Source organism: uncultured Campylobacter sp., from assembly GCF_938018035.1.
Classification (GTDB): domain Bacteria; phylum Campylobacterota; class Campylobacteria; order Campylobacterales; family Campylobacteraceae; genus Campylobacter_B.
The window spans coordinates 1-1267 of record NZ_CALIJF010000357.1 but is presented as its reverse complement, the minus strand read 5'-3'; the positions used below and the strand labels follow the sequence as shown (position 1 = coordinate 1267).

The 1267-nt window shown below is 37.4% G+C and carries 2 protein-coding genes; one reads left to right on the top strand and one right to left on the bottom strand.

Features of this window, described 5'->3' with window-relative positions; all coding sequences use genetic code 11:
* Positions 1–395: threonine/serine exporter family protein (locus tag Q0257_RS10760; protein WP_298024735.1), on the top strand; the 395-nt coding region annotated here is incomplete at its 5' end.
* Between the two features lie 54 nt (positions 396–449).
* On the opposite strand, the gene Q0257_RS10755 is transcribed toward Q0257_RS10760, so the two are convergent.
* Positions 450–1267 (bottom strand): hypothetical protein (locus Q0257_RS10755; protein ID WP_298024733.1); only part of this gene is annotated, 818 nt, incomplete at its 5' end.

The window sequence follows — 1267 nt, the reverse complement described above, 5'->3', positions numbered from 1 at the left end:
CGGCGCTGCTTGCGGCGGTTGCGCATTCATGCAGGTTTTTGCTGATTCAAAGCCAAATTTTTTCGATCGCTGCCGCGACGCTTTTTGCGTCGTTTCTGATCGGCGTTTTGGGGATGCTCTGCGCCAAGCGCCTCAAGGTGCCCGCAGAGATCATCGCCTTTCCCGCGCTGCTTCCGATGATCCCCGGCATCTACGCCTACAAGGCGGTTTTGGCGCTGTTTTCTTATATCAGAGCCACGGGCGCAGAGCATAAACTCGCTCATCTTATCTCGTTTTTCGATAACGCCCTCGCCACGATCTCGATCTCGCTGGCGCTCGGCACGGGCGTTTCAATAACGCTGCTAATTTTCTACGAGCAGTCCTTGATGATCACTCGCGGCGCAAGAGGCAAATAGCGCTAAGCAAGAAATTTTAAGCGTGCACGACGGGCAAATTTTATAAATTCTATTTTATTGCTCTCGTTTTATCTCTTTGGTTTTTTCATCGTAATAATATCCTTGCTCCACACCCAGCAAATTATCTTTTATATCGTATTTATATGTATAATTTTCATCAAAAATACCTAGATAAAAAGCATACCTACTATATTTTCTACCTTCTAACTCAAAAAACGCTTTATACGGTTTTATATCTTTCTTTTTAAAGTTATATAAATTACAAAAGTTATCGTATTTTTTATCTATTAGGCTTACATACATATCAAAAAATAGCATGTCGGTTGGAATAGAAAAAATTTTATCATTAGGATATTTGTGGTCGTATATTTTAGGATTAATTTCATTTAAAAATATTTTTTCCGTAAATAACATATCAAATACATGTTTATCATTTTCTAATCCGCTAAAATATAATTTGTATTTTAAATTTCCATCCGACAAGATTAAACTATTATTATTTTCCCAGGGGTAAACAACTTCGCCTTTGAGCATGGACATATTTACAAAATCTTTGAAATTTGCTACGGCTTGTTTACCATTGCAAGCCCTGTCTCCCAAACTCATAAAATATTCTAAATTTATATTGTCATCTACAATGAAAAATTCGCAAGCTTTATCTGGGCGATTATTTCCACCGCATCTTTCCGCCAACCCGCTATAAAAATTATAAAATTCATCGTCTACTTTACCGTATTGCTTCTTTATTTTTCTTTCCATATTACGGAATTCCTCCGCTGAAATATTTATGGATTTATAGGTCTTTTTAAGCATACACTTTAACGCTCTATCTTTAAGCTGTATATCGGTAAGATTGCCATCTAGATCGCATA